The sequence below is a fragment of the Mycobacterium uberis genome, from assembly GCF_003408705.1.
Lineage (GTDB): Bacteria > Actinomycetota > Actinomycetes > Mycobacteriales > Mycobacteriaceae > Mycobacterium > Mycobacterium uberis.
Genome location: NZ_QAYL01000019.1, coordinates 1 through 18,327 on the forward strand (window position 1 = coordinate 1; position 18,327 = coordinate 18,327).

The 18,327-nt window shown below is 59.2% G+C and carries 13 protein-coding genes, 1 tRNA gene and 1 pseudogene; 8 read left to right on the forward strand and 7 right to left on the reverse strand.

Features of this window, described 5'->3' with window-relative positions; genetic code table 11:
• Positions 1-193, forward strand: a 193-nt coding sequence (locus MUBE_RS11105) for an inorganic diphosphatase (RefSeq protein WP_207801696.1), incomplete at its 5' end; no start/stop codon positions are given.
• 730 nt (positions 194-923) lie between these two features.
• On the opposite strand, the gene MUBE_RS11115 is transcribed toward MUBE_RS11105, so the two are convergent.
• On the reverse strand, positions 924-2,006 hold the full coding sequence (locus MUBE_RS11115) for a DUF475 domain-containing protein (protein ID WP_116540578.1): 1,083 nt from the start codon (positions 2,004-2,006) through the stop codon (positions 924-926).
• A gap of 157 nt (positions 2,007-2,163) precedes the next feature.
• Between MUBE_RS11115 and MUBE_RS11120 the strand changes: the two genes are divergently transcribed.
• The 3 genes from MUBE_RS11120 to MUBE_RS11130 are packed head-to-tail and all read left to right on the forward strand — an operon-like array spanning position 2,164 to position 4,539.
• On the forward strand, positions 2,164-3,444 hold the full coding sequence (locus MUBE_RS11120; protein ID WP_116540579.1) for a hypothetical protein: 1,281 nt from the start codon (positions 2,164-2,166) through the stop codon (positions 3,442-3,444).
• Positions 3,445-3,469: 25 nt separating this feature from the next.
• Positions 3,470-4,183 (forward strand): glycosyltransferase family 2 protein, encoded by a 714-nt coding sequence (locus MUBE_RS11125; protein ID WP_116540573.1) that lies wholly within the window; start codon positions 3,470-3,472, stop codon positions 4,181-4,183.
• Between the two features lie 14 nt (positions 4,184-4,197).
• Positions 4,198-4,539 (forward strand): DUF2304 domain-containing protein, encoded by a 342-nt coding sequence (locus tag MUBE_RS11130; RefSeq protein WP_116540574.1) that lies wholly within the window; start codon positions 4,198-4,200, stop codon positions 4,537-4,539.
• On the opposite strand, the gene MUBE_RS11135 is transcribed toward MUBE_RS11130, so the two are convergent.
• Entirely contained in the window at positions 4,536-5,480 is a 945-nt protein-coding gene (locus MUBE_RS11135) for an NAD-dependent epimerase/dehydratase family protein (RefSeq protein ID WP_165849824.1), read from the reverse strand. The genes MUBE_RS11130 and MUBE_RS11135 overlap by 4 nt on opposite strands.
• Between MUBE_RS11135 and MUBE_RS11140 the strand changes: the two genes are divergently transcribed.
• Entirely contained in the window at positions 5,446-7,254 is a 1,809-nt protein-coding gene (locus MUBE_RS11140) for a hypothetical protein (RefSeq protein ID WP_207801697.1), read from the forward strand. The genes MUBE_RS11135 and MUBE_RS11140 overlap by 35 nt on opposite strands.
• A 1,327-nt stretch (positions 7,255-8,581) precedes the next feature.
• Here the strand turns inward: MUBE_RS11140 and MUBE_RS11145 are convergent.
• Together MUBE_RS11145 and MUBE_RS11150 are read right to left on the reverse strand one after the other, a co-directional pair.
• Positions 8,582-8,657: transfer RNA gene (locus MUBE_RS11145), tRNA-Thr, on the reverse strand.
• Positions 8,658-8,719: 62 nt separating this feature from the next.
• Positions 8,720-9,949, reverse strand: a complete 1,230-nt coding sequence (locus MUBE_RS11150; protein ID WP_116540582.1) for a DNA polymerase III subunit delta' — start codon at positions 9,947-9,949, stop codon at positions 8,720-8,722.
• A 211-nt stretch (positions 9,950-10,160) separates the two neighbouring features.
• Here MUBE_RS11150 and MUBE_RS11155 point away from each other — a divergent pair, with 211 nt between their 5' ends.
• Positions 10,161-11,696, forward strand: a complete 1,536-nt coding sequence (locus tag MUBE_RS11155) for an adenylate/guanylate cyclase domain-containing protein (protein WP_424399090.1) — start codon at positions 10,161-10,163, stop codon at positions 11,694-11,696.
• A 21-nt stretch (positions 11,697-11,717) separates the two neighbouring features.
• Here the strand turns inward: MUBE_RS11155 and topA are convergent, their stop codons facing one another.
• From topA to cspA, 3 genes are all read right to left on the reverse strand, one after another.
• Complete coding sequence (topA, locus tag MUBE_RS11160; protein ID WP_116540575.1) at positions 11,718-14,525, reverse strand: type I DNA topoisomerase; 2,808 nt, start codon at positions 14,523-14,525, stop codon at positions 11,718-11,720.
• A gap of 195 nt (positions 14,526-14,720) precedes the next feature.
• Positions 14,721-15,320, reverse strand: a complete 600-nt coding sequence (locus tag MUBE_RS11165) for a hypothetical protein (protein WP_116540576.1) — start codon at positions 15,318-15,320, stop codon at positions 14,721-14,723.
• Positions 15,321-15,477: 157 nt separating this feature from the next.
• Complete coding sequence (gene cspA, locus MUBE_RS11170) at positions 15,478-15,681, reverse strand: cold shock protein CspA (protein ID WP_036363014.1); 204 nt, start codon at positions 15,679-15,681, stop codon at positions 15,478-15,480.
• Between the two features lie 346 nt (positions 15,682-16,027).
• Between cspA and MUBE_RS18215 the strand changes: the two are divergent.
• Together MUBE_RS18215 and MUBE_RS11175 are read left to right on the forward strand one after the other, a co-directional pair.
• Positions 16,028-16,841: pseudogene (locus MUBE_RS18215) on the forward strand (DEAD/DEAH box helicase); the annotation flags it as partial.
• A 273-nt stretch (positions 16,842-17,114) separates the two neighbouring features.
• Complete coding sequence (locus MUBE_RS11175; RefSeq protein WP_116540577.1) at positions 17,115-18,152, forward strand: PAS domain-containing protein; 1,038 nt, start codon at positions 17,115-17,117, stop codon at positions 18,150-18,152.
• Positions 18,153-18,327: the final 175 nt, after the last annotated feature.

The following is an 18,327-nucleotide window of genomic DNA, read 5'->3' on the forward strand; positions in this document are numbered from 1 at the left end:
CATCGCTTGTGTTCCGACCTTCGAACTAGACGCGATCAAGCATTTCTTCGTGCATTACAAGGATCTAGAGCCAAGCAAGTTCGTGAAGGCCGCAGACTGGGCAGGCCGCGCCGAAGCCGAAGTCGAGGTGCATCGCTCGGTGGAACGGTTCAAAGCCGGCGCACACTGTGACACGTATGCCACGACGAGCTGAAGATCGCTGCTAGAACTCTCGCCAATTCTCGGTAGCATCCTGGCTACGTGACCCCAATTCTGCATTTCACTGCGAATTTCTGGTGGCTGATCTTCTCTTAGGCAGCGCGGTCGGCGGGGCCTGCGGGCTATTGCCGCCGCGAGCAAGCGGCGGGCCAAGCAACGGCTGGAGTGCGATCGGCTGAAGTAGCACACCAAGATGGCCCTAGCCGAGACATCCGGCCGGCCGCAAACCAACGAGGAAAGGTACCAACCGATAACTCACTAAAACTCATTGAAGCGCGCGAGCGGACCGAAGCCCGGTAGTTGGACTACGAATTCGATATCACCAAACTACTGGACTCTCCGTTGATTACCTACATGAGCAATCCGATGACCATCGCCTTTCACAAGACGAAGCGGCGCGCGGATCTTCTACAGCCGGAATGGCCTGAGAACATCACTAGCGATCAAAACAGCGCAACTTGAATACCGCGATAGTGTCAATGGTTCTATCAGCGCGCTAGATATAGCCGAGGCTGAGGCGATTTGCCGACACCGCCGCGACCGACGAGCAGCAACGGCTGGTGCACACCCAAAATCTGACGCATCTGGCGCAAGACAATGCCGCGAAGTGTGGAGGAACAAAAAGGGCCTATGTGCAGGTAAGTAATGGAACTCGACGGACTTACCGTGCTGGTGGCGCTCACGCGAGCTGGGATCGAACAGCGCGTTGCCGGAACAATCGAGGCCTAGCTCGTCAGCAGCAAGTCGGTGCTGGACTTGATCTCGCCACGATTGTGTAACACGCTCCAAACAAGTGCCGCACCGATGAAGAACACACTCACCAAAGCGGTGACGACCTCGGGGATTTCGAATCGCGGCTCGACAGACAGCAGCATGATCACCGATAACGCGCCTATCGCCCAGTGCGCGCCGTGTTCTAGGTACACATAACGGTCCAGCGCGTCCTGGTGTACCAGATAAATGGTGGTCGAACGGACGAACACTAAGCCGATCAGTCCCAGACCCAACACGATGATGATTGGATCGGAAGTTATCGCAAAGGCGCCCGTGACTCCGTCGAAGGAGAAGGCGGCGTCAAGGACCTCAAGATAAAGAAACCAGACGAGACCGGCCTTGCCGGCCCCCCTTCGCCCGGAAGCCGTGTCAATACCTGATGACCGAAATGCCCGGCTCAATCCATTGAGAAGCAGATACGTCACCAAGCCCAACAGCCCAGCTATCAGCACCTTCACGCGCTCGTCAACGGAGTGTGTCAGTGTGGTGGAGATGAGGGCCAACACAACGCCAGCTACTACCACCGACACCTGACCAAGTCGCCCGATGCGGGCAAAGGGGACCTCGATCCACTTGATGTCTCGGTCGTGACAGACGGAATCCAAGAACAGCATCAACAGGAACATTCCACCGAAGGCCGCGATCTGTGGGTGGGCCGACATGATAAGCTTTTGATAGCTGGGTGAGCCGTCCGGAAATTCCAGTGCATGGTTAGGCGGCGGATGTAGGGCCAAGTCCATGGCACGAATCGGGTCAAGCTCGGTGGTCGCCCAGACGATGACCAGTGGGAATGCCAGGCGCATACCGAATACCGCAATGAGGATACCAAGCGTCAGGAATGTCCGCTGCCAAAACCGGCTCATCTGCTTGAGCACCGCGGCGTTGATGATGGCGTTGTCAAACGACAGGGATACCTCCAACATAGCCAGCACGACCAGCAGAAAGAGGGCGGCGACCCCGCCGTACACATATCCAGCTACGAGGGTTACCACGGTTATCAAAAATGAAATACCAAAACCGCGAAACGCTGCCATGAATCCTTCCTGCCAGTCACCCACAATAGCGATGCCGATCGCCGTCGCGAGCTTACTCGGCCCCGAGCACTTATTATTCTCAAACCGTGGCGATACATCAGGTCAGTCGACCGAAGGTGCCGCCACAGTGACCACGGTCGGCGACGCGCCCTCGCCAATGGGATTGCCGCTGGGGAATCCCATTGGATCCGACAGCACCTCACAAGGTCCAGTTGCGCGTGGCAGCGTGGCCCGGATCGGTGCGGCGGCCGCATTGACTGCGCTGTGCGGATATGCTGTGATTTACTTGGCTGCTCGCGATTTGGCGCCAAGTCGATTCTCGGTCTTTGGGGTGTTTTGGGGTGCTTTCGGCTTGGTAACTGGTACCGCCAACGGCTTGCTGCAAGAAACCACCCGCGAGGTTCGTGCGACGGGTTATGTCAGCAATTTGGCGACCATGCCGGGTCAGCTTACTCGTCCGCTGCGAGTCGCCGGGGCAGTTGGCGTAACTGCCGCCGCCGTGATCGCCGGGAGCTCGCCGTTGTGGAGTGAACGAACGTTCGTGGAAGCACGCTGGCTATCGGTAGCCCTGCTCAGCGTTGGTTTAGCCGGGTTTTGCCTGCACGCCACCCTGCTGGGCATGCTGGCCGGCACCAACCGATGGAGTCACTACGGGTCGCTAATGGTGACCGACGCGGCTATCCGGTTGGCCATCGCCACAGCAACGTTCATGATCGGATGGAGTCTGATCGGCTTCTTGTGGGCAACCGTCGCCGGCGCGGTGGCGTGGCTGATAACCCTGTTAGCCTCCCCCACGGCACGCGCCACGGCACGTCTGCGCACACCCTGCGGCACCACAACGTTCCTGCGCGGCGCCGCCCATTCGATCACTGCCGCCGGTGCCAGCGCGATTCTGGTCATGGGGTTTCCGGTACTGCTGAAGCTGACCTCAAATGAGCTCGGGACACAAGGCGGCGTCGTCATCCTGGCTGTGACGTTGACCCGGGCACCGCTGCTGGTGCCACTGACCGCCATGCAAGGCAACCTCATCGCGCATTTCGTTGACCAGCGCTGCAACCGACTCCGGTCAGTTCTCGCACCGGCGGCGACTATTGGTGGTATTGGCGCGGTCGGGGTGCTAGCGGCAGGTGTCATGGGGCCGTGGCTGCTACGCGTCGGATTTGGATCGCAGTACAATGCCAGCAGCACGCTGCTAGCATGGCTGGCGGCCTCAGCGGTAGTGATCGCCATGTTGACGCTCACCGGAGCGGCCGCAGTAGCGGCGGCTCTGCATCGCGCGTATTCACTGGGATGGGTTTGCGCGACGATCGCATCGGCATCGTTGCTGTTGTTGCCGCTGCAGCTGGATACCCGCACCGTGATCGCGTTGATCTGCGGTCCGCTGGTGGGGATCAGCGTCCACCTGGCAGCACTGGCACGTCTCGGACATCTGTCCTGACCAGGCGTTTACCTTGTGGGCTTAAATGGGCACTGCAACGCACAACGTCTGGATCGTCATCCCCGCCTTTAACGAAGCCACTGTCATCGGTGAAGTAGTAAGCGATGTGCGCATGGTTTTTGATCACGTCGTCTGCGTGGACGACGGTAGCACCGACGGCACCGGCGAGATCGCTTTGCGCGCTGGGGCGCACCTGGTGCGTCATCCGGTCAACCTGGGCCAGGGTGCGGCGATCCAAACAGGCATTGAGTACGCCCGTCAGCAGCCGGCAGCACAGGTTTTCGCCACGTTCGACGCCGACGGCCAGCACCGCGTAAAAGATCTGGCCGCGATGGTCGACCGGCTTGGCGCGAATGACGTCGACGTCGTTATCGGAACACGGTTCGGCCGGTCCGACGACAGCCGGCCGCCAATTCTGAAAAGACCGCCGCTTTTGAAAAGGATTGTGCTACGGACCGCGGCACGGTTGAGTCGGCGCGGGCGCCGGCTAGGACTCACCGACACCAATAATGGCCTGCGGGTGTTCAACAAGACAGTGGCCGACAAGCTGGATATCACGATGAGCGGCATGAGCCACGCCAACGAGTTCGTCATGTTGATCGCCGAGAACCACTGGCGCGTCGCCGAGGTACCGGTGAAGGTGCTGTACACCGAGTACGCGAAGTCAAAGGGACAATCCCTCCTTAACGGCGTCAACATCATCTTTGACGGGTTTCTGCGCGGTAGGATGCCAAGATAATTAAGGATCGAAAAATGAACTGGATCCAAGTGCTGCTGATCGGGTCAATCATCGCACTGCTAGTCTACCTGCTGCGATCACGTCACAACGCGCGGTCCCGGGCCTGGATGAAGGTCGGGTATATCGCGTTTGTGCTTGGCGGTGTCTATACTGTGCTTCGGCCCAACGACACCACTGTGGTGGCGCACTGGCTCGGGGTACACCGCGGCACCGATCTGATGCTCTACACGCTGATTATAGCATTCAGTTTTACAACACTTAGCACCTACATGCGGTTCAAGGACTTGGAGTTGCGCTATGCGCGCTTGGTCCGCGCCGTTGCACTGGAGGGAGCACAGGCGCCCGAGCCACACTAGGCTCGCTGAGTGGCACGGAAGTATTCGATCGTGCGCCGCACCCCGTCGTCCAGCTCAACTTGTGGTAGCCATCCCAAAACCTTTGTTGCTAAGCTGATTTCGAGACAAGACCGCTTCAGGTCACCCAGGCGCGGCGGATGAAACTCCGGATCATCGGCCCCCCCGACGGTTGCCGCGACCGCGGTGTGAAGTTGGCGGTCTGATGTCTCTATCCCGGTACCGATGTTGAAGCGCTGGCCGCCACCCGCATCGCCGGAAGCCTTGACGAAGGCGTCGACCACGTCGTCGATGAACACGTAGTCGCGGGTGTGGGTACCGTCGCCGAACACCTTGGTAGGCCTACCCGACAGCAACGCCTTAGCGAAAATGGCCACTACACCGGCTTCACCGTACGGATCCTGACGGGGACCATAGACATTAGCCGGCGCGATGTGCGCACAGTCCAGGCCGTAGAGGTGGCGAAACGTGTTCAAGTAGATCTCCCCTGCCACCTTTCCGGCGGCGTACGGTGACGCCGGGTCGGTGGGCACTGTTTCGGGAGTTGGGTATTGCGAGGGTGTGCCGTAGATGGATCCACCCGATGAGGTGTTTACGATTTTGCGCACCCCAGTGCGACGTGCGGCTTCCGCTAGCCGCACCGTGCCAATAACGTTGACCGACGCGTCGAACTGCGGGTCGGTCACCGAATGCCGCACGTCTATTTGCGCCGCCAGGTGAAACACCACCTCGGGTCGATGTTCGTCGAAGATCGTGTGCAGATCTGCGGTCACAATGTCAGCCTCGACGAAGAAGTACGCCGGAGTGTCGACGAGATGCTCGAGGTTAGTAGCATGACCACTCGCGAAATTGTCGAGTCCCACCACCGTGTGGCCATCCGTCAGTAGACGATCGACTAGCGTCGACCCGATGAAACCGGCTGCCCCGGTGACTAGTGCGCGCACCGGCTCACCATACATAGGGGTGACCGCCGCCATACTGATCGCGCTGCAACTAGGGATCCGTGCGGTACTGGCATTTCGTGGCTACTTCTATTGGGATGACCTTATCCTGATCGGGAAGGCCGGCACCCAGGGCCTGCTTTCACCGTCGTACTTACTCGACGACCACGATGGCCACCTGATGCCGGCTGCCTTCCTGATCGCCGGAGCGCTCATCCGGTTGGCGCCACTAGCCTGGACCGAACCGGCGATCAGCTTAGTGATCCTGCAATTACTGGTCTCACTGGCCTTGCTGCGCGCGCTTTACACCATCCTAGGCTGGTGCCATATGCTGCTGGTCCCGTTGACATTTGCGCTTTTTGTACCGCTTGCCGTACCGGGGTTCGCGTGGTGGGCGGCGGCGCTGAATTCACTGCCGATGCTAGCAGCGTTAACCTGGGTGTGCACCGACGCAATCCTGCTGGTCCGCACCGGCAACCAGCGCTACGCAACCACCGGCGTGTTGGTCTACTTCAGTGGGCTGTTGTTTTTCGAAAAAGCTGTGTTAATCCCATTCGTCGCCTTCATGATGGCCACCCTACTGTGCCATGTGCGAGGCGATCACACGGCATTACGAACAGTGTGGCGAGACGGCATGCGCTTATGGATCGTGTCACTGACATTAACTGTTGGCTGGGTAACGCTCTATCTGGCCGTGGTTAATCAGCAACGATGGGGTTTCGACCTGTCGATGACGGGGCGGCTTATGTCGCGCTCGATAACCCACGGCATCGTGCCGGGCCTGGCTGGCGGACCGTGGCGCTGGGCCCGGTGGGCGCCAGCTTCACCGTGGTCCACTCCCCCACCGCTGGTGATGGCGCTCGGCTGGCTGGTACTGATTGGGGTGCTGGTACTTTCGCTGGTCCGCAAGAAACGCATCGGGTTGGTGTGGCTTACCGCGGCGGGGTATACGGTCATCTGCCAAGTGCCTATCTATCTGATGCGGTCATCACAGCAGACCGCCTTAGAATTGGCCCAGACACTACGATATCTGCCTGATCTCGTGATCGTACTGGCACTGCTGGCAGCCGTCGGGTTCCGTACGCCGAACCGCGCGTTCGCCGCGCGCTGGCTAGACCCGTCGCCGTCACGCACTGTAATGACAACCGTTCTCGTAGTGCTGTTTTTTGCCAGCAGCCTGTACTCGACAGCGACGTTTCTCACCAGCTGGCGTGATAACCCCACTCAACCTTATCTGCAGAACGCCCGTGCTGATTTGGCCGCCGCGCATGCTACCTCGAGTGTGGCACTGCTGGATTTCGAGGTCGATCCGCTTGTGCTACAACGGATTGCCTGGCCGGAGAACCTGGCCAGCCACATGTTCGCTCTGCTACAAGAGAGACCTGAATTTTCTTCTACTACAACACGATTAAGGATGTTGGACAGTGCCGGCCGGTTGATCGACGCCAGGTTAACCTGGATCCGGACTATCGTTGCAGGACCTACACCACGCTGCGGCTACTTTGTACAGCCAGACATGCCGGTGCACATGACACTTGACGGTCCACTACTACCAGCCGATTGGACCGTCGAACTCAACTACCTGGCCAACAACGATGGATCGATGACATTATCGCTGACCCACGGACCTGGTGTCAGAGTGCCGGTGCATCCGGGACTCAACCAAGTCTACACTCGATTGCCAGGTGCCGGAGACACAATTACCGTGCATGCTAACACAACCGCACTGTCGTTATGCATCGCGCCCGGACCCGTGGGCTTTCTCGCTCCGGCCTAATTGGCCGACCGCCTTTGCAGGAGGAGCCACCCCAGGAAGACGTCGAGCTGACTGTGGACCCCTGAGGTAACATCCAAGACAAGTGTTCACCTGATTTTGACATCAGTTTATTTCGATAAATAAAGTCTGCTGGAACCATTACACGCCTAAGCCAAGGCATTGAGCGCGGTTCGAAGCCGCAACTATTCATTGAGCACCCCTGTGATTGCTAAAGTTTCGTGGAAGAAAAAGTGGAGTTGGTATGTTTTCTTTGACCGTAGATTCTCAGGTATCAGTAGAAGTGGCTGTCGCGCTGATGGAGATCGCTACCGGTAGGTAGGATGTCGGTGTAGTGGCGACCTCACAGATGGAAGATGTTATCCTCTGGGGAGAAGTACTTGGTGTCGAACTTGCTGGCGACGGAAGTCGCCAAACACTCACACCGGTGTCAAGAAATAAAAATAAAAAATAATCAATCGAGCGTCGACGACCCTGCAGCGGTATACAGTACAGTTGAGCTTTACCACCGTCTCTTCACAGAGCGGGCACATTGTGTATGCTGCCACCTCATATTATGTGGTCTTGTTTTGTTTATTTGGTGTTGTCTTGTTTTGTTTATTTGGTGTTGTTGTATGGATGTGGGTTTGCGTGAGGGTAATCTTGTTGAGGATTTCTTCAGTGGTGGCGGTTTAGGCGGAAAGAATGGGTTTCGGCGTTCCAGTGCTCAATGTGGTCACAGATCTGCTCGGTGAGCACGTTGATCGAGGTGATGGTGCCTCAATAGACCGTTTGACAGGTGATGATGCTGAGCTCGGCTGCAATCTGGTTTATCCACGAGGATCCAACCGGTGTGGTGTAGAAACTAATGTGCGGATTGTTTGGTGCGCCACTATGCCCCCTCGGGAGTGGCATAGGTGAATAAACTATACCAAAATTACACTGAACTTTCTTGGCTGCGCACGGTTTACAAGCCCCATTTTAATACCACAACATGACAACCACGCAAGTTTCTCGGCCTTCTTCACCGGCCCGTTCACCTATTAAGTATAGCATCTGCTGGAGTCATACACGGTGCTAGCGCTCCTACTCACCCCTGGCTGCGGCCAGGCCTCCGCCGAGGGGTTTGCGGGATCTGCTCGTACGGCCACATAACACCACTGAATGTTGACGTGGTCGGCAAGATCCTCACTCTACGGCATACATGATGTTTAAGGTGTCTCAGTCCGATGAGTAGCGGATGGATCCTCAGACGCTTCGACCTCGACTTCCTACCCGGAGAGACCGTCTCAAAAATTGCACGAACTCTAAGCGAGTGTTCGGACCTACTCCGATCTCTTGACACACCACTTGGAGCCGCCTGGGGGAATCGAACCCCCGACCTATTCATTACGAGTGAATCGCTCTACCGACTGAGCTAAGACGGCCTACCCCCGCGCCGGGCGGCACGAGTCTACGGCAGGTGCACTGATCACCCCAAGTTGCATCGTCACCAGGGGAATGATTCGCGCAGTTCCTGGCCAATGGCCGCAACCATAGCGTCGACCGCGAACTTCGGTTTGACATTGACCGCTAATGCTTCGCGGCATTTTAGCACAGCTTCGATACAGCGTAGCAGTCGCTCCGGCGTGGCATGGGCCGCCAGTGCAGCCACCCGGTCGGCCATGTCCGGATGGTTGGGCCGCATCGGCCCCGCATTCGCCGAAACTAACAAGGCATCCCGAAAGTAGGTCGCCAAATCGATTAATGCCCGATCCAGCGCATCGCGTGAGGCGCGGGTCTGACGGGATTTCTGCCGCCGCTCGAGATCCTTGATCGCGCCCATAACGCCACGCAATGCACCAGCGGTGCCCTTTCCGGTGCCGCCGGCACCGAGAGCCGTCCGCAGCTCTTCGGTCTCGACCTCGGCCCGCTCAGCGGTCAGCACCAAAGCCTCCGCTTCGGCCGCAGCCACCAGATCCTCGGCCGCAGCGTACGCCCGCGACGGCGTGGCGACGTCGCGGATCAACCCGAGCGCCCGCTCACGTCGCTGCCGAGCCTCCGGGTCTGTCGCCAAACGGCGCGCCCGGCCCACATGGCCACCACTGACCGACGCCGCCCAGCTCGCCGTATCGGCGGCCAATCCATCGCTGTCCATCAATACCTGCGCGATAGCAGCGGGAGACGGAGCCACCAGCGCAACATGCCGGCAGCGGGACCGCAACGTAACCGCGATGTCTTCTGGATCCACCGACGGCGCGCACAACAGGAAAACCGTCGACGGCGGCGGTTCCTCGATCACCTTGAGCAGCGCGTTCGCGGCTCCTTCGGTCAGCCGATCGGCGTCCTCGATCAGCACGATCTGCTGACGTCCGGTGGCCGGACGGCGCGAGGCGGTCTGCACGATGGCCCGCATCTCATCCACGCCGATCGACAAGCCGTCGGGAATCACCCGCCGAACGTCAGCGTGAGTGCCGGCCATAGTCGTGGTGCACGCCCGACAGCGCCCGCACCCCGGGCCTCCATCTTCAAAATCCGCAGTGCATTGCAACGCGGCCGCGAAGCACACCGCCGCAACTGAACGTCCGGAGCCCGGCGGACCGGTTATCAACCACGCATGTGTCATACTCCCGTCAACCGTCCGACTGTGAACCAAGTCACTACGGGCGGCTTTCGCGGCAGCCAGCAACTCGGTCTCCACGGCACCCTGGCCCACCAGCCGCGTAAACACCCCGGACATCACCGGCAACAATAGTGATACTGACCGACACGATGCCGATCGGCGGCCATATCGCACCATTTCCGTGACCTTTGGCCGCCCGTACCGCCTTCCTGCTACCGGCCTAAGCGCTGGAGGTGTCCGACAAGTCTCCGCCGACCGATACGGTGAAGTGGTGGCAACCCAGGCGGCAGGACTGCCCGGGCGGATCGGTGCGTTCGTCCGGTGGGCGATGCGCACCCCGTGGCCGTTGTTCTCGCTGAGCATGCTACAGTCCGACATCATCGGCGCCTTGCTCGTGCTCGGTTTCCTGCGCTATGGCTTACCACCCCAGGACCGCATCGAATTGCAGGATCTGCCTACCCGTAACTTGGCAATCTTCACCATCTCTGTGGCCGTGGCGTTCTCCATCGGGTTCGGAGTAAACCTTAAACTGCTGATGCCGGTTTTCCGATGGCAACGACGCGACAACCTGCTCACTGAGGCTGATCCTGCCACAACCGAGCTGGCCCGTAGCCAAGCACTGCGCATGCCCTTCTATCGCACCATGATCAGCCTCGCAGTCTGGAGCATCGGTGGGACGGTATTCATCGCCGCCAGCTGGTCGGCGGCCAGGCATACAGCGCCCATCGTGGCACTCGCCACCGCACTGGGGGCCACGGCGACCGCGATCATTGGCTACCTGCAGTCTGAGCGGATCTTGCGACCGGTGGCCGTGGCAGCCCTGCGCAGCGGCGTACCGGAGAACGTCAAAGCGCCAGGCGTAACTTTGCGGCTGATGTTGACCTGGGTGCCGTCCACTGGCGTGCCGATCCTGACGATCGTGCTGGCTGTGGTGGCCGACAAGATAGCTCTGCTGCATGCCACGCCGGAACAGTTTTTCAGCCCTATCCTGCTGCTGGCGTTAGCGGCGCTGGTCATCGGACTGGTCAGCACCTGGTTAGTGGCCATGTCGATCGCTGATCCGCTACGACAACTACGCTGGGCGCTATCCGAAGTCCAACGTGGCAACTACAACGCCCACATGCAGATCTACGACGCCAGCGAGCTGGGCCTGCTGCAAGCCGGCTTCAACGATATGGTGCGTGAACTGTCCGAGCGGCAGCGGCTGCGTGACCTGTTTGGCCGCTACGTCGGCGAAGACGTGGCTCGCCGGGCTTTGGAGCGTGGCACCGAGTTGGGCGGGCAGGAGCGCGACGTCGCGGTGCTGTTCGTGGACCTGATCGGCTCCACCCAACTCGCCGAGATAAAACCACCCGCCGAGGTGGTCCACCTGCTCAACGAATTTTTCCGTGTGGTCGTAGATACCATCGGGCGGCACGGTGGGTTCGTCAACAAGTTCCAGGGCGATGCCGCGCTGGCGATCTTCGGCGCACCGATCGAGCACCCTGATGGTGCGGGTGCGGCGCTGTCGGCCGCACGTGAACTGCACGACGAACTCCTACCAGTGCTGGGTAGCGCCGAGTTCGGTATCGGAGTGTCGGCCGGCCGAGCCATCGCAGGTCACATAGGCGCACAAGCCCGCTTCGAGTACACCGTGATTGGCGACCCGGTTAACGAGGCAGCGAGGCTCACCGAACTGGCCAAACTCGAGGACGGCCATGTACTGGCATCGGCGATCGCAGTCAGCGGCGCACTCGACGCCGAAGCCTTGTGCTGGAATGTTGGCGAAATCGTTGAGCTGCGCGGACGCACCGCACCCACCCAGCTGGCCCGACCGCTGAATCTGACTGTCTCTGAAGAGATCTCCAGCGAGGTAACTGGCTGATCCCGCGAGGTACGGCTCGGGCTAGCTGCGTTCGGCCACCTTCTTCGCTGGCACCTTGCGGATAGCCTTTTTCACGGGCCTCTTAACTGGACCCCGGGCCCGTCGGTCAGCCAGCAGTTCGGCGGCACGTTCATCGGTTATCGACGCCACGTCGTCACCCTTGCGCAAGCTAGCGTTGATCTCACCATCGGTGACATACGGGCCGAACCGACCCTCCTTGATCAGCATTGGCTTGCCAGATGCCGGATCAGTTCCCAACTCACGCAGCGGCAGCACTGAAGCACTTTGCCGGCCAACATGTTTCGGTTCAGTGTAGACTTTTAACGCTTCGTCGAGAGTAATAGTAAATATTTGTTCTTCGGTTGCTAGTGATCGAGAATCGTTGCCGCGCTTCAGATACGGGCCGTAACGCCCATTCTGGGCGGTGATCTCTTCACCCGAAACAGGGTCCACACCGACAACCCGAGGCAGCGACAACAGTTTCAGCGCATCCTCAAGAGTAACCGTCTGCAAATCCATGCTCCGCAGCAGCGACCCAGTCCGAGGCTTGGGGGCGGTAGACTTTTTAACCTTCTTAGCTCCCTGATCCACTGCACCTTCGCCATCATCGGTCTTAGGCAGTACCTCGGTCACGTAAGGCCCGTACCGACCATCTTTAGCGACGATCTCGTGGCCAGTTTCTGGATCTACCCCCAGAATACGCCCCTCTTGCGGTGTGGCAAAAAGCTCCTCGGCAACCTCTAAGGTGAGCTCGTCCGGGATGAGCATGTCGTTGAGGTTGGCCCGCTGCGGTGTGAGCTCACCATCATCGCCTGCCACCAAGCGCTCCAGATACGGCCCGTTCTTACCCACCCGCACATAAACGGGACGACCCCACACGTCATCAAACAGTTTGATGGAATTGACCTCTCGGGCGTCAATGCCTTCGAGATTCACACCAACTAGCTTCTTCAAGCCCCCAGAACGGGCTATTGAATCAGGCACACCGTGGTTTCCACCGAAATAGAAGTTGTTTAGCCAATTAGTGCGTTGCTCATGCCCGTTAGCGATCTCGTCGAGCTCGTCTTCCATCGCCGCAGTAAAATTATAGTCGACGAGGCGGCCGAAATGCTGCTCCAACAGACCGGTAACGGCAAAGGCGACCCACGATGGCACCAAGGCGCTGCCCTTCTTCTGTACGTAACCGCGGTCCTGGATAGTCTTAATGATCGACGAGTAAGTCGACGGACGACCGATACCTAGCTCCTCCAGCACTTTGACCAAAGAGGCCTCAGTATAGCGCGCCGGCGGGTTGGTGGCGTGCCCATCCGGGGTCAGGGCGATGGTATCCAACCGCTGACCAGGGGTCAGATGCGGCAGTCGCCGTTCGGCGTCGTCAGCCTCACCCCCGACCAGCTCATCCACGGTCTCCACATAGGCCTTAAGAAAGCCGGAGAAGATCAAGGTACGCCCGGCTGTCGAGAAGACAACGTGTTGCTCGCCGGCTCGGCCTTCGATCCGCAAACTCAATGTGGTACCGCGCGCGTCAGCCATCTGCGAAGCCACTGTGCGCTGCCATACCAGCTCATAGAGCCGGGATTCGTCACTGTTTAATTCACGACGCACCGCATCCGGAGTGGCAAACATCTCGCCAGCGGGCCGGATGGCCTCGTGAGCTTCCTGGGCGTTCTTTACCTTGCGGGTGTACTGACGCGGCGATTCAGAGATGTACTCCTCGCCGTAGAGCTGACGCGCCTGCGTGCGAGCAGCATTGATGGCCGACTCAGACAGCGTGGTCGAATCGGTACGCATATAGGTGATATAGCCATTCTCGTAAAGCCGCTGGGCAGTGCTCATCGTGCGCTCCGCAGAGAACCGCAACTTGCGACCGGCTTCCTGCTGAAGCGTCGACGTCATGAACGGCGGATACGGACGCCGAGTATAAGGCTTCTCCTCCGCCAACGCCACGGTCAACTGTACGCCATGCAGGGCCGTTGTCAGCCTGGTTGCGCTGGCTTCATCTAACACCACGACTTCGTCAGCTTTACGTAGCGCGCCCAGCGAGTCGAAATCGCGGCCAGTGGCGACTCGCAGGCCGTCGACAACCGCTAGCCGGGCGGTGAAGGTAGGTGGCTGGGCGGTCGGATTGGACTCACTAGCGTCCAGTTTGGCAATAATGTCCCAGTACGCCGCGCTGTGGAACGCCATCCGGTCGCGTTCACGCTGCACGATAATGCGAGTGGCCACCGACTGCACCCGGCCCGCCGACAGCTTAGGTGCGATCTTCTTCCACAAAACCGGGCTAACTTCGTAACCGTACAGCCGGTCTAGGATGCGTCGAGTCTCCTGCGCGTCAACCAGGTCGATATCCAGGTCACGAGGGTGCTCAGCAGCAGTGAGGATCGCGTGCTCGGTGATCTCGTGGAAAACCATCCGCTTGACCGGCACGCGCGGTTTCAGAGTCTGTATAAGGTGCCAGGCAATGGCTTCGCCCTCACGGTCACCATCCGTGGCCAGATAGAGCTCGTCAACGCCTTGAAGCAGGCCTTTGAGCTCGGTTACAGTGCTCTTCTTCTCGGGGCTGATAAGGTAGAGTGGTTCGAAGTCGGCGTCGACGTTTACGCCCAGCCGAGCCCATGGCTCAGACTTGAACTTCGCAGGTACGTCGGCCGCCGCCCGCGGTAGGTCACGGATATGCCCCCGGGATGACTCGACGATGTACGCAGAGCCCAGATAGCCAGCCAATTTTCGCGCCTTCGTCGGCGACTCGACTATGACAAGTCGCCGCGGGCTCCCATTTCCGCCGCTCCTGAAGCCCCTGGAGCTCTTAACCAACTTCGGGTCAGCCAACTTCGCTTACGCTCCATCTCTTATCCCGGCCCCTTGCGGGACCGCTCTTTACGAAGAAATGACCGGCCGGCCTCTAAGACTCCGGTGAAAGTCAGCTGCGTTGGCATCCCTCCGCCTGCGGGACAACTGACAATTTCGCATCCTTGGGTGGGGCTGCGCAAACCGACTGCCCCGAGCAGAGATCTGAACAGGCCGCTAAACTCGCGGCCATAGCGCTAAAGCCTCTGCCCAGTCGGGAGGTTCCCCAACATTCTCTACCAGGCGTGATAGTCGGCGACGGCCGCTGATCCGAAGTGCCGGTCGACCGCTGCGGGTACCGATTAGGGTAGGCGCAATGCCGACCCGCATCAGAGCCGACGCCAACGGTGAATGAGTATCGGGCGCGTGCGGATCGAGACCCAGCAGGTAACGGTCGGCCTCCGGAGTGCCGGCTGCCAAAGTCCACGCTCGTAGCTCGCGCGGCCCGGGTAGCCACCGCGGGGGCATCGCCTTAACCGCGCCGCGTGTCCACTCGACGGCTATCGGGCACAATAACGGGTCCACCACCGTCCTGACCAGCGGGGTATCTTTCTCAGTCCGGGAGATCTCAGGTACCAAACCAGCCTCGCGAATCATCTCGGCCAGCGCCAAGGCACGCCAATGCTGATCTACCACCACCGAAAGCCGGGCGCCCGATATCTCGAATCCATTAACATAACTAACCATCACGATCTGGCCGGAAGCTGCCAACACACCGGAAAGATCGGCGATTGCCGGGGGTAGAGACTCGGCCGTGAAAAAGGAAAGCTGACTCACACCCCCGACATTAAGCTAGCTCGGCGATCCGCGGCTTGAGTAATCCGGCGCGGAACTGTAGCGCTACGCTATCCGAACAACGACTAGATAACGAAGACCCCCCAGTCGCACCCGCCAAGCGGGAGAACACAGGGGGTTTTCGCCAGGATCTGCTAGGTCAGACGGAGCGGACTCCGGTGGCCTGAGGGCCCTTAGGGCTGTGGCCGATCTCAAACTCGACCTTCTGGTTTTCTTCAAGGGTGCGGAAGCCCGTTCCCTGGATCTCCGTGTAGTGGACAAAAACATCCGCGGAACCGTCCTCGGGGGCGATGAAGCCGAATCCCTTCTCCGCGTTGAACCACTTCACAGTTCCCTGTGGCATCTTTCGATCTTTCCTTAATTCCTCTGGATGCGGAGCACCGCCTTTCGATGCCCCGGGCCAGCTACGACCGCCATACCTCGCGGAGTTGCCGGAACTTCACACCCGACCAATAACCTCGCAGGAACCGCGACCGCAACGTTGTTCCTGCGAAAGTGTGACACGAACACAGAAGCTGCGACCGCCACCAGTCAATCATGTTCCTCGCTTCGGCGACAGACTCTTGTCGCGCAGTGATTCCTGACGGGATGGTCTTTATATAATTTTTGCGTCATACTGACGCCGGGTTCCGGGGGCGCGACATTGCTGTGCAGTCCGGAAACCGTAGGGCATCGAGAAGAGTATTAGAATGGCGAATTTCGGCAACAAACTGCTTACCGCTGCGCTCGCTGGTACCGCGCCAGATGAGTATCTGTTACACCACACTGCCGAACTACCCCCGGCGGCCAGCAAGAGCGTTTACCGGCCTTAGACCGAGCCCGACGTGGTGCAGCGCGTTTACTTACCACGGCATAAGCTCACCGTGGTCATATCAAGTCCGCGGCCGCTAAGGTGGCTCATTGCGGCCATCATATGGTGGTGAGCACCGCCACCATATCCAAAAAATCACTGGCCTATTGATTTCCTATGCTCAATACACTGACGACGGACCCCGTGCCCGGGTGCTGTATCTATCGCCGGCAAAGGCACTCGGTCGCGACCAGTTGTAAGCCGCACATGTATTGACGTCCGTGGCCCCGAAGCGGGCTGACGCACACCGGCGGCCTACGACGGTGACAGTCCGGCCGAGGCACACGGTTTTACTCGCGAGCGTTCCCGATGACTGTTCTCCAACCCCGGCATGTTCCACTTATCGATATGATATTGTGCAGTCATGTCCATTGGGTCGTCTTGTTACGCGACCTTCGCTTTAGACTCACCGACGAATGTCATTACTACCGTGAAGTTTTCTGCTCCAAGGTGGCAGCGGTACTGCGCTGCCTGTTACGGCTGTGCGATCACTATTCCACCGCCCCGATGGTGATCTTGGTTAGCGCAACGGCGGACTCGTCGAACTCCTAGGCCGGCCGGTCGGGGAAGTCATCAACAACGGCTCACCGCAGGGAACCTGTACGGTCTCGTTATGGGAGCCTGCGCTGCGGACCCACCAAATTCTAGCAAACATTTGATCAGCAACCGCCGCGGCCAGAAGCGATTACCCCTCCCAGCAATATCAGAACTATTATTCAGCGTGCCCGGGTGAGATGGGTTATCTTCCTAAAGGACACGCCTGCGGCCACTCGCCTCAGCTAATTATCTTGTGTTGCTTGATTTACGTGCCAACAATGAAATGGACCCCACACAGTTAAGAAAATCCAGGGTCGCACAGCTAGGCATTTGCCAACAAGCCTCCCCGACTGTTCAACGAAATATGTCTCAGCCGTAAGCTTGACCGTATGACCCACGACTGGCTACTCGTGGAGACGCTAGGGAACGAACCCGTCGTGGCCGCACAGGGGCGTCAACTCAAGAATCTGATCCCGATAGCCACGTTCCTGCGTCGCAGCCCTTACCTCTCAGCCGTCCAAACAGCGATCGCCCAGTCGCTGCAAACCGGCCAGAGCCTCACGAGCATCACAACCAAGCGCGACCGCGTGATCCGCACCGAACCGGTGGTTATGTCCGACGGCCGTGTGCACGGTGTGCAGGTGTGGACCGGCCCTGCTGATGAGCAACCGCCGGAGCGGCCGATCCCTGGCCCCTTAAAGTGGGATCTAACCTGTGGCGTGGCCACCGACACCCGAGAGTCGCTGGCCAACATCGGCAAAAATCCTGATGTGGAAGTTACCTATGGCAGGGCCTTTACGGAAGGCCTTCCTTCGCGCGAACTCAACCACAACGAAACTAGGGTTCTTGCAATGGTGGTCAAGCCCGAGGCAGGACAAACGCTATGCAGCAACTGGGATCTTACCGATTGGCAGGGAAACCCGATCCGGATCGGCTTCGTCGCACGCAGTTCGCTAGAACCGGGGCCAGGCAATCGTGACCACCTGATCGCGCGGGTAATCAACTGGCGCGCTGAGCTCAAGGGCCCATCAGCATCCGTCGACGACCTGGCCAAGCGGATCCTCAACGGGATAGCACAAGCCGGAGTGCATCGGGCGCTTTTCGATCTCAACAATTGGACCTTGTTGAAATGGCTTGACGCGCCCTGCCCATTCTACGATTGGCAGGGCAGTCACCTGGATAAGCCGTGCGTACATCCCGACGATCAGCCCGTGGTGTCCTCCATGACAAAGCAATTCATCACCGGAGCAGCAAGTGGCGTATTACGGATGCGGGGGTTCGACAACGATTGGGTGTTAATACACGTCACCATCAACCGGGTGGAACTGAAACCAGAAACGTTCGCCGGGCTAGTAACGCTGCGACTGCCCACCGAAAGTGAACTTTCTGACACGGTACTGCCGAAATCCGCAATCGACAAAGCTTAAGCCGCATCATTACGAGGATGCCGGCTTAGGTCGAGCAGCCTACCCTCATCGAACATCTCCCCGCCCGACCCGGGTCTACCACGGCGCCACCGATGCATCACCGCTCCGATCAGTAATCCTAGGCATTTCGGCGTAGCTGCATAGGTGTGGATACCCGTGGTCGACCGAGCGTTTT

Bases quoted from the DNA above. Each gene is read 5' to 3' on its own strand.
- MUBE_RS11155 (WP_424399090.1), top strand. From the start codon at position 10,161: ATGCGCACCCCGTGGCCGTTGTTCTCGCTGAGCATGCTACAGTCCGAC.
- MUBE_RS11125 (WP_116540573.1), top strand. From the start codon at position 3,470: ATGGGCACTGCAACGCACAACGTCTGGATCGTCATCCCCGCCTTTAAC.
- MUBE_RS11140 (WP_207801697.1), top strand. From the start codon at position 5,446: ATGAAACCGGCTGCCCCGGTGACTAGTGCGCGCACCGGCTCACCATAC.
- MUBE_RS11115 (WP_116540578.1), bottom strand. From the start codon at position 2,006: ATGGCAGCGTTTCGCGGTTTTGGTATTTCATTTTTGATAACCGTGGTA.
- MUBE_RS11120 (WP_116540579.1), top strand. From the start codon at position 2,164: ATGGGATTGCCGCTGGGGAATCCCATTGGATCCGACAGCACCTCACAA.
- cspA (WP_036363014.1), bottom strand. From the start codon at position 15,681: ATGCCACAGGGAACTGTGAAGTGGTTCAACGCGGAGAAGGGATTCGGC.
- MUBE_RS11130 (WP_116540574.1), top strand. From the start codon at position 4,198: ATGAACTGGATCCAAGTGCTGCTGATCGGGTCAATCATCGCACTGCTA.
- MUBE_RS11150 (WP_116540582.1), bottom strand. From the start codon at position 9,949: ATGTCCGGGGTGTTTACGCGGCTGGTGGGCCAGGGTGCCGTGGAGACC.
- MUBE_RS11175 (WP_116540577.1), top strand. From the start codon at position 17,115: ATGACCCACGACTGGCTACTCGTGGAGACGCTAGGGAACGAACCCGTC.